Below are 9224 nucleotides of genomic sequence, written 5' to 3'. Positions count from 1 at the left end.
CAAGGAAGCTACTTTGAACTGGCCTTCCATTATGATCTAAAGCGGTAAGGGATCACAGCCATACGAAAGCCCTGTGACAGGGCTTCACCCGACCACTACGGTTAGAAGACCACCAATGGTTTTACCAAACGAGAACATACGTGCTATAATCAGTTGAAATTTTCCTAATCTACATAATCATCAAACAAAGGGTGAACTCGATGAAGATGTTTTTCCAGTATAACTGGCAGGTACGGGACGAATGGATGGAATGGTGCAAGCAGCTTCCACCAGAAGAATTGCTACGCAAGCGTACAGGTGGAGCTGGCACGATTTTGTACACCTTGTTTCATATTGCTGACGTCGAGTATAGCTGGCTTCGGGGCGTGCAAGGAAAGTCGGATGTTCAGGTGACATTCGAAGCGTACAAGACCCTGGAAAAAGTAAAAGAGCTATCAGATGCCTGCCGCGTAGAATTGCGTGATTTCATCGAGAATTGGTCAGACGAGAGGGAGGACGAGCCTGTAAAGGTGGAGTGGGACAATGAGATTCACACGAAGGGCGAGCTGCTTCGTCATGTCATCGCCCACGAGATTCATCACATGGGGCAGTTGTCCATTTGGGCAAGAGAGCTCGGGATTACTCCCGTTTCCGCCAATGTCATTGGGCGCGGATTAACGGGTAGCTAGCCCTGACAAACGCGATCCTAGCTGCACATGTGCATAACTTTCCTCCAAACGGATCATACTCCAACTGTTTTCTATCACGGTTGGAAGTGAATGACCCGCTTGGGAGGTCGCACATGATGTCATGGAAAAATCAATTGCTGAGGAAAAAGTCAGTTGCGCAAATGCTGGAGCAGGTGGATAAAAATGAAAGCTCCCTCAAAAAATCATTAGGTGCTTTTGACCTGACAATGCTGGGCATCGGCGCGATCTTGGGAACAGGGATTTTTGTGTTAACGGGCGTTGCCGCTGCCTTGCACGCTGGACCTGCACTTGTTTTGTCTTTTGTTATTGCGGCACTTGCCTGTGTGTTTGCCGCGCTCTGCTATGCAGAATTTGCTTCGACTGTTCCCGTGTCGGGAAGCGCTTATACATACAGCTATGCGGCATTTGGCGAATTTGTCGCCTGGATGATCGGGTGGGATTTGATTCTCGAATACGGAGTGGCTTGTGCTGCGGTGGCAAGTGGATGGTCGGGGTATGCCCAGGGATTGCTAGCCGGGTTTAATATTCACCTGCCGCATGCGCTCACAAGTGCCTTTGATGTATCGAAAGGAACAATCATTGATTTACCTGCAGTCCTCATCATTGTCATCATTACAGCTTTATTGATGAAAGGGACGAAAGAGTCAGCGAGTTTGAATACCATCATGGTGTTAGTAAAAGTAGCGGTAGTTGTCCTGTTCCTCGTCGTTGGGGTCATGTATGTCAAGCCGGAAAACTGGAGTCCATTCATGCCGTTTGGTTTTGCAGGAGTAGCAACTGGTGCCGCAACGGTGTTTTTTGCTTTTATCGGATTTGATGCGGTGTCTTCTGCGGCCGAAGAAGTGCGCAATCCCCAGCGCGACATGCCAATCGGGATCATCTCGTCCTTACTCGTGTGCACAATTTTGTACATTGCTGTCTCACTGACATTAACAGGGATTGTTCCGTACCATTTGTTAAATGTCAAAAATCCTGTCGCGTTTGCCCTCAACTATGTTAACCAGGACTGGGTAGCAGGCTTCATTTCGTTGGGAGCCATCGTCGGCATCACGACTGTTTTGTTAGTCATGATGTATGGACAAGCCCGGATGTTTTTTGCGATGAGCCGAGATGGCTTGCTTCCTGAGGTCTTCTCGCACGTACATCCCCGCACACAGGTACCACAAAAGAGCACGCTAGTCGTGGCTGCATTAGTAGCAACCTTCGGCGGATTATTGCCCCTCTCCAGCTTGGCTCAGCTCACTAACATCGGCACGCTGTTTGCCTTTATTTTGGTCTCGGTTGGACTGGTTGTACTACGTCGCACTCATCCCCAATTACCACGCGCGTTTCGGGTCCCATTTGTTCCGCTTGTTCCCTTGCTCTCGGTTCTTTTTTGCGGATATCTCGTTTTCAACCTGCCTACGCTGACAAAGATCGGTTTTCTCGGTTGGCTGTCGGTAGGGGCGATCGTCTATTTTCTATATGGGCGAAAACACAGTCGATTGGCAACAAAAGACGACTCCTCCCAAACATAAAAGGCAGGTTCATCCGTTTAGGCATGTTCTACGTGAGCATGTCTTTGTTTGCTATCTGACAAAGCGATCCCATTCATGGTAGAGTAAAAACAACCAAAATGACGAGGGAGGGCAGGCTATGAAGCGAAAAAGAGCAGATCGACCTGGTTGGAGACGTGTGAAACGATTGGGCTACCAGCAAAAATGGGTAGAATCTTTATCTTTCTCTGGATACGCTGTCCGCCTGACTCTGGATGAAGTAAGTGAGCCTGCCTACATGCATGTCGGGGATCAAACGTTATGTGTGGGCGATCGAGGATATGTGTATTTGCAGTATTTTCCACATGGTCAAGCTTATGCCGTTACGAAAATGATGGATGAGTTAGGGAATACCGTGCAATGGTATATTGATATTTGCCGGGGACATGGCAAGGATGAGAACGGACATATCTGGTATGACGATCTGTACCTCGACATCGTGGTATTGCCGACAGGAGAAATATACTTGCTTGATCAGGATGAGCTCGATGAGGCATTGAAAAAAGGCGTTATCACGAGCGAGGATCACCAGTTTGCCTCCGAGACCGCTGATCTTTTATTACGAAATATTTTGGCGGGCAAACGGGATGACTTTGATTTTCCGAATTTTTTTGTATAAACGTATGAAAGAACGAAGGCGGTTATTGCTTTCGTTCTTTTTTTGGTAGACGTACCGCTTTTTGGAGTGGAGACGGAGGAGGCCCGGAGTTTGCTCCGAGTTTTCTAATTTAGGAAGGTCACGATGGATGAAAGAGTTCCTAGTCCAAAATAACTGTATTTTTATTTCGTGTAAAAAACTGTATGTTACGCCTTAAAAATCAAATACGATTTTTATGAACACACAAACTATTTTGGAGGAGAAGTATGAAGAGTTTATTTCAAGCCTTACTCGCAGTAACACTCATGTTCAGTCTAACCCTAAACAGCAACAACGTATCAGCAAAATCGGAGAAAGAAGAGCTTGGTGTACCGAATCAGTTCCATGATGATGAGCAGCTAGAGGAAATTGACGCGAAATTCAAAAGTGAATACCAACTTGATAGCACGTATATTTCCGACGACCTAATCAGTTATCCAAAGCCTGGGGATGTGTTCGTATCAGTTTCTAATCCTATTATTGCGCAGACAGATGTTCCTACAAACATTCGACCTGCGCTAACATTCCCGGTGCCAATTACTTTTGACAATGATCCGTCAACAGTAGTATCGCTCTATAAGGTTGAAGGAAAATCACCAGTCAGCGGAAAATTGGAGATTAGAAATAACACACTCTATATTCGTCCTGACAAGACTTTGGAATCCAATACGAAATATGCGATCGAGATTGACAAAGGAGCAATTGTAAGCACCATTGATTCTACTAAATCGATCGATAAGTATTTATTACAGTTTGTGACCAGCAACAACGAAGCGCCTATAGTAATCGATGTAAAGCCGTATGGAGAGGAAACAAAAGTGGATGTAGATGCGGTTATTACAATTAAGTATGATCGCAAAGTGATAAGTGGAACAAAGAAATTCCTATTAATGAATGACAATGGTGCGAAGGTTCCTGCAACTTTTACTGTCAGTAATGACACTGTAACGATCCAACCGAAAGCGCCTTTAAAAAATAATGTAGAGTACTACATAGATGTAGCCCAAGGAGCAGTAAAGGATACATCAGGGAATGAAAGCTATAAATATTTTTCCGTGTTTTCAACAGGCACCCCATCTGGTGGATGGGATGATCTAGAATTTGGTGACCTTTCAACAGAGGTTGAGTAGAAAAAGCATCTTCTTCTGACACCTCTGTTGCGACTGTTACTGGAAAGGGCAACAAGTGTATAGGGTGAAATGTTAAAGATAGAAGGGTTGTCTCTATTCCAGAGACGGCCCTTTTTTCATTCATTCCTGAATCCCTCCTACGACTTCTTTGTTTACAATCGTTACAGGGATGTTTGACTAGGTTTGAAAGGATGTCTCGCATACATGAGACAGCGGCAGTCTGGGACGGGAAAATAGAGTCCCAGACTGCCACGGATCATTACATCTCACCTGGCGTTTTCTGCCCGATGGGGGGGATATGCCGAAGCTTGATCACGGTGAGTATGGCGATAGCGATCATGAGCCCGCCGCTCACGCCCACAACAGCATGCATGCCGTCAGTAAAGGCTATCTGGGCGCCATGAAGAAGTGTTGAAGCAATAGGTTCGGGTAAAGCTTTGGCCGCCGAGACAGCCCCAGCAAGACTTTCGCGGGAGGCTGCGGATGTTAACGTCGTAACATCTCTTGGTATGAAGCTGGCAATTTGAGTGCGGTACACGTATGTTCCGATGCTCCCTAATACAGCGATACCCAGTGCAAATGCGAATTCACCACTCGTCTGCAGCAAAGACGCCGCCGACCCCGCTTTTGCTGGCGGTGCCGACCCGATAATTAGGTCGCTGGACAAGCTCGCAAACGGGGCCACTCCCACATTAAAAAAGATATAACCGACGATCAGGGTAGAGAGTCCGGCCCCCGCCTCTACCTGGGAGAGTAGGATACAACCAGTCGCCGAGACGGCAAGGCCAGCCCCGATAAGGTGCGACGGTCGGGCCCGCCGAGCGATGATCGGCGACAACAACATGCCTGCCATCGACGCAACCACTCCCGGGAGCATGCACATCGCTGCCGCAAGAGGTGATAGTCCTTCCACGAACTGAAGATGCTGTGCGATAAAGAGCATGGAAGCGCCTGTCAAAGTGATACCGAACAAGCCGCCCAGTGCTGTGCTGAAAGCGCGGTTTGCAAATAGGCGCAAGTCTATTAGCGGACTGTCCAACCGTTGCTGCCGTCTTACGAATAACGCCCCAAAAACAAATCCAGCCGCAATGGCAATGAGCGGCAGAGTCTGTAGACCTTCCTTAGCCATTTCCTTTAGGCCGTATATGGCCGGTAGAATGGTGCACATCGACAACACGACGCTAGTCAAATCCAAATGACCAGGTGCGGGATCCCGATATTCGGGCAGAAGATGGGACGCAGTCAGCAACAGCAGCGCCATGACGGGAACGCCGAGTAGAAAGATCGAACCCCATGAAAAATGCTCCAGCATCATCCCGCCGACTACTGGGCCAAGCGCCATGCCTCCCATGGAGCACATGAACCATATGCCTATAGCGAGGGAACGCTGCTTATGATCACGGAACATATTGCTGATCAATGCCAGGGAAGAAGGCGCTACCGTCGCCCCGGCTATGCCGAGCAGCGCCCGTGCTGCAATCAGCATTCCAGAGGTGCTGGAGTAAGCGGCCAACAGCGAAGCCGAACCGAATGCCGCTGCGCCGAACATCAGCAGCTTACGGCGGCCGAACCGATCTCCGAGCGAGCCCATCGTGATCAGAAATCCCGAGAGCATGAAGCCGTATATGTCCATGATCCAGAGCTGCTCTGTACTGTCAGCGCCGATAGAAACGCTTATGTGAGGAAGTGCGAGAATCATTACGGACAAGTCTATCGAAACGAGCAGTGCAGGCAATGAAAGCACGGCAAGTCCAATCCATTCGTTCAAACCGGCCCCGGTATTCGATTCAAGCGCAGCATCTTTCATTGGGCGTCCAGAACCTCTCCGAGCCGGTTCAACATCACGTTTGTTCCGTGCTCACGCTGTTCAGGCGTATCGAGACCGTCCAGAAAAACGCCCTGCTCGGTATAGATCAAGCGTGTGCCGCCGTCCACGGAATCGAATTCCACCGTCGTTACAGAGACAGACATCCGCTTGTCTTCCATGTCCAGCGTGTATGAGTATACAATGCGTCTATTCTGAACGATTTCCTGATAGCAGGCATCGAATGTGTAAACGGGTCCCTCTGGTGGACCACCGCGATTGAATTCGCGGCCGCCAACGCGGAAGTCGAACTCATCGGCTTTAGGAAACCAACTAGCTTTGGCTGCTTGACCCGCCCATGCAGCGAATACACGAGCTGGGGAATGCTTATAGTTCTTTTCGATGACAAATGTGGAATGTTTGGCAGATCTGTCACTCATAGTCGAAACCTCCTGGTCCGGGTTCTTCCGGATGCTCATCTAAATATGCACCAAGTCGGTCGAGATGGCGATCCATACTCGATTTTCTCTCGGCGAAAAATTTCTCATGCTTCATTCTCATCGTTCGTATGATGTTCATGAAATGCTCAACAGTAAACGGTTCGTTCCTTTGCATCCGACTCGAAACATTCTCAAGCTCATCCAAGAGTTTCTGCTGCATGCGTATACTTTCTTTCAGGCTGTCTATTTGAATGGTAACAATGTCTGACAGGCTGAGCTGGTCTCCGGCCATAACGGCTTTAATCTGCTCCAGAGATAGTCCCAACTCCTTTAAGGACAAAATTTGCTGTAGGCGTGAAATGTCCTTTTCGGTGTAGAGTCTGTATCCGGATGGCGAATAGCCGGATGGAGAAAACAAGCCTATCTGATCGTAAAAACGTAAAGTTCGTATCGTAATTCCCGCCATTTTCGCAAGTTCTCCGACTTTCCAATGTTGTTTCATGATCAGCCCCTTTCTTGATCGCTAGCGTTTCACCGGTAACTTCACTATAAACCGTTACGTTACGTAATGGTCAAGGAGGCTTTTGAAGTTTTTCCCAATACCGAAAGTGAGCTTGCCCGTTAGCGTTTCATAACCCTAAGAATTTAAAACTTTATTTTCTCGAAACATTTCGAAGCCCCTTCTTCCTGCTTTTTTGTTTACAATGGATACAGATTGTTGAATTGGTTTGAAAGGATGTCGTACATGAGTAAAACAGTTGTACTGGCAGAAAAGCCTTCGGTTGGACGCGACATTGCCAAAGTATTGCAGTGTCACAAAAAAGGAAACGGCTTTTTTGAAGGAGATAAATATATCGTGACGTGGGCGCTCGGGCATTTGGTCACTCTCGCAGACCCTGAAGCGTACGGTCAGCAATTCAGCTCGTGGCGAATCGAGGATTTGCCGATTATGCCGTCCCCATTACGCTTGGTCGTGATCAAGGAAAGCAACAGGCAATTCCAGGTCGTCAAACAACAAATGAGACGCAACGATGTCGGGCAGATCGTCATTGCGACGGATGCAGGACGTGAAGGAGAGCTCGTTGCCCGGTGGATTCTCGAGCTGGTTCACGTGAATAAGCCAATCAAGCGTCTGTGGATTTCCTCCGTGACAGATAAGGCAATCCGGGAAGGCTTCCGTAATTTGAAGGACGGCAAAAACTATGAAAACTTGTTTGCCTCCGCAGCTGCTCGTGCAGAAGCCGACTGGCTCGTTGGAATCAATGCCACACGCGCCTTGACGTGCAAGCATAACGCCCAGCTCTCATGCGGTCGCGTCCAGACGCCAACACTTGCGATTGTGGCAACGCGAGAAGAGGAGATTCGCCGTTTTACACCCAAGCCATTTTACGGACTGTCTGCGGTGGCCCAAGGTCCGATTCAGCTCCAATGGCAAGATCAGCAAACGAAGGATTTCAAAACATTTTCCAAGGAAAAAGCGGATCAGCTAATAGCCGTTCTCAAACAGGAGAAAAACGCAGAAGTCATCGAGGTTACTCGTGCACACAAAAAGACGTATGCTCCACAGCTGTACGATTTGACGGAGCTGCAACGGGATGCCAACCGGATGTTTGGCTATTCACCAAAACAGACACTGTCCATCATGCAAGGGCTGTATGAGCATCACAAGGCAGTGACGTACCCACGAACCGACTCTCGTTATCTCTCTGCCGATATCGTAGAGACACTGCCGGATCGAATCAAGGCTGTCCAAATGAAGCCATATGCGCCCCTCGCCGCCAGAATTCTGCGTTCGCCAATCAAAGCGAACAAATCGTTCGTGGATGACAGTAAAGTATCGGATCACCATGCGATCATCCCGACGGAGCAAGCTGTTTTTCTCGGTGATTTGAGTGATAAGGAACGCAAAATTTTTGACCTCATCGTGAAGCGCTTCCTGGCTGTTCTACTGCCTGCCTTCGAATATGAGCAAACAACCATCCAGGCGAAAATCGGGAATGAAACCTTCCTGGCAAAAGGAAAGACCGTGCTCTCCCAAGGCTGGAGAGAGGCGTACGACCACGATGTAGAAGAAGACGATGCGAAGGACGGCGTAAAGGAACAAATCTTGCCTTCTCTTGCCAAAGGAGATCGCTTGCAAATCCAGTCGATATCCCAGACCAAGGGCGAGACGAAGCCGCCAGAGCCTTTCACAGAAGCGAGTCTGCTGTCCGCGATGGAAAACCCGGCGAAATACATGGCAAACGAGAGCAAGGATTTGATCAAAACGATTGGGGAAACAGGCGGACTAGGTACGGTAGCCACCCGCGCGGATGTGATCGAAAAGCTGTTCAACAGCTTTTTGCTAGAGAAGCGCGGCAAGCATATTTTTGTCACCGCAAAAGCGAAGCAATTGCTAGAGCTCGTCCCAGATGAAATGCAGTCGCCGACCTTGACGGCCCAATGGGAGCAAAAGCTCGGTGCCATCGCCAAGGGAAGCTTGAACAAGCGAGCGTTTATCGAAGAGATGAAAACGTACGCCAAAGAAGTCGTCCAACAGATCAAGAACAGCGATCAGACTTTCCGGCACGACAACGTGACCAGAAGCAGATGCCCGGAGTGCAACAAGTTTTTGCTGGAGGTAAACGGAAAGCGCGGCAAAATGCAGGTGTGCCAGGATCGGGAATGCGGTTATCGCAAAAGCATTGCCAAGCAAACCAATGCCAGATGTCCAAAATGCCATAAAAGATTGGAGCTGCGCGGAGAAGGGGAAGGGCAAACCTTTATCTGTGCTTGTGGGCACAAGGAAAAACTGAAGACCTTCCAGGAACGTCGCGATAAGGAAAAGGGCAGCAAGGTTTCGAAGAAAGAAGTAGCCAAGTATTTGAAGGGGCAAGACAAGGAGCAGGACGAAGGAATCAACTCAGCGTTGAAAGACGCACTGTCCAAATTAAAGTTCGACTAAATAGGCATGAAACAAAAGGCGGCCGACCATTCCTGTCAGCCGCCT

At 48.6% G+C, this 9224-nt stretch carries 8 protein-coding genes; 5 read left to right on the top strand and 3 right to left on the bottom strand.

What is annotated here, in order from left to right; translation table 11 throughout:
- Positions 1-200: 200 nt before the first annotated feature.
- The 4 genes from FO446_RS24330 to FO446_RS24315 all read left to right on the top strand — a co-directional run bounded on the left by FO446_RS24330 (position 201) and on the right by FO446_RS24315 (position 3991).
- The gene (locus FO446_RS24330) at positions 201-668 is read left to right on the top strand and encodes a DinB family protein (RefSeq protein WP_237899327.1); all 468 of its coding nucleotides are present in this window, start codon (positions 201-203) and stop codon (positions 666-668) included.
- Between the two features lie 116 nt (positions 669-784).
- The gene (locus tag FO446_RS24325) at positions 785-2206 is read left to right on the top strand and encodes a branched-chain amino acid transporter BcaP (protein WP_330873260.1); all 1422 of its coding nucleotides are present in this window, start codon (positions 785-787) and stop codon (positions 2204-2206) included.
- A gap of 118 nt (positions 2207-2324) precedes the next feature.
- Entirely contained in the window at positions 2325-2843 is a 519-nt protein-coding gene (locus FO446_RS24320) for a ribonuclease FAU-1 family protein (protein WP_173609918.1), read from the top strand.
- A 245-nt stretch (positions 2844-3088) separates the two neighbouring features.
- Positions 3089-3991, top strand: a complete 903-nt coding sequence (locus tag FO446_RS24315; RefSeq protein WP_173609919.1) for an Ig-like domain-containing domain — start codon at positions 3089-3091, stop codon at positions 3989-3991.
- Between the two features lie 259 nt (positions 3992-4250).
- On the opposite strand, the gene FO446_RS24310 is transcribed toward FO446_RS24315, so the two are convergent.
- Genes FO446_RS24310 through FO446_RS24300 form a run of 3 tightly spaced genes read right to left on the bottom strand, consistent with a single transcriptional unit; the run spans position 4251 to position 6737 of the window.
- The gene (locus FO446_RS24310; protein ID WP_269137315.1) at positions 4251-5798 is read right to left on the bottom strand and encodes an MFS transporter; all 1548 of its coding nucleotides are present in this window, start codon (positions 5796-5798) and stop codon (positions 4251-4253) included.
- Positions 5795-6235, bottom strand: a complete 441-nt coding sequence (locus FO446_RS24305; protein ID WP_221867826.1) for an SRPBCC family protein — start codon at positions 6233-6235, stop codon at positions 5795-5797. The genes FO446_RS24310 and FO446_RS24305 overlap by 4 nt, the downstream gene beginning before the upstream one ends.
- The gene (locus FO446_RS24300) at positions 6228-6737 is read right to left on the bottom strand and encodes a MerR family transcriptional regulator (RefSeq protein ID WP_237899322.1); all 510 of its coding nucleotides are present in this window, start codon (positions 6735-6737) and stop codon (positions 6228-6230) included. The genes FO446_RS24305 and FO446_RS24300 overlap by 8 nt, the downstream gene beginning before the upstream one ends.
- Positions 6738-6980: 243 nt before the next feature.
- Here FO446_RS24300 and FO446_RS24295 point away from each other — a divergent pair, with 243 nt between their 5' ends.
- On the top strand, positions 6981-9179 hold the full coding sequence (locus FO446_RS24295) for a DNA topoisomerase III (protein ID WP_237899321.1): 2199 nt from the start codon (positions 6981-6983) through the stop codon (positions 9177-9179).
- Positions 9180-9224: the final 45 nt, after the last annotated feature.

It is taken from the genome of Brevibacillus brevis (assembly GCF_022026395.1).
Taxonomy (GTDB): domain Bacteria; phylum Bacillota; class Bacilli; order Brevibacillales; family Brevibacillaceae; genus Brevibacillus.
Note: the sequence above shows the minus strand (reverse complement) of the source record. Positions and strands in the feature narration are given on the sequence as shown.

Bases quoted from the DNA above. Each gene is read 5' to 3' on its own strand.
- FO446_RS24305 (WP_221867826.1), bottom strand. From the start codon at position 6,235: ATGAGTGACAGATCTGCCAAACATTCCACATTTGTCATCGAAAAGAAC.
- FO446_RS24295 (WP_237899321.1), top strand. From the start codon at position 6,981: ATGAGTAAAACAGTTGTACTGGCAGAAAAGCCTTCGGTTGGACGCGAC.
- FO446_RS24310 (WP_269137315.1), bottom strand. From the start codon at position 5,798: ATGAAAGATGCTGCGCTTGAATCGAATACCGGGGCCGGTTTGAACGAA.
- FO446_RS24300 (WP_237899322.1), bottom strand. From the start codon at position 6,737: ATGAAACAACATTGGAAAGTCGGAGAACTTGCGAAAATGGCGGGAATT.
- FO446_RS24325 (WP_330873260.1), top strand. From the start codon at position 785: ATGTCATGGAAAAATCAATTGCTGAGGAAAAAGTCAGTTGCGCAAATG.
- FO446_RS24320 (WP_173609918.1), top strand. From the start codon at position 2,325: ATGAAGCGAAAAAGAGCAGATCGACCTGGTTGGAGACGTGTGAAACGA.
- FO446_RS24330 (WP_237899327.1), top strand. From the start codon at position 201: ATGAAGATGTTTTTCCAGTATAACTGGCAGGTACGGGACGAATGGATG.
- FO446_RS24315 (WP_173609919.1), top strand. From the start codon at position 3,089: ATGAAGAGTTTATTTCAAGCCTTACTCGCAGTAACACTCATGTTCAGT.